This window comes from Dehalococcoidia bacterium (genome assembly GCA_025054935.1).
GTDB lineage: Bacteria > Chloroflexota > Dehalococcoidia > SpSt-223 > SpSt-223 > JANWZD01.
Map to the genome: position 1 here is coordinate 515 of JANWZD010000045.1, position 262 is coordinate 776.

Consider the following 262-nt stretch of genomic DNA (forward strand, 5'->3'; position numbering starts at 1 on the left):
GATCTTGCGTCCGAGCTCGCCGAGGCGCTCGCCGAGCCAGGCCTCAAGCGCGCTGTGCCCGTCCTCGAAGCGGGCATCGAGGGCGAGCCGCCCTGCCTCGAATTCGGCGGCGATCGCCGCGAGCTCGGCCACCAGACGCTCGCCCTCCTCCTCGTCGAGCACCCCGGCGCGCACCAGGCAGCGGGCATGGACCTGGCTCGCGCGGATGTCCTCGAGCAGGAAGGCGCGGTCGAGTTGCGCATCGTCGCCCGCGAGGAAGGCC

Annotated in this window: 1 protein-coding gene; it reads right to left on the minus strand. The window is 73.3% G+C overall.

The window, feature by feature from the left end; translation table 11 throughout:
• Positions 1-262, minus strand: a 262-nt coding sequence (locus NZ773_16185) for an argininosuccinate lyase (protein ID MCS6803466.1), incomplete at both ends; no start/stop codon positions are given.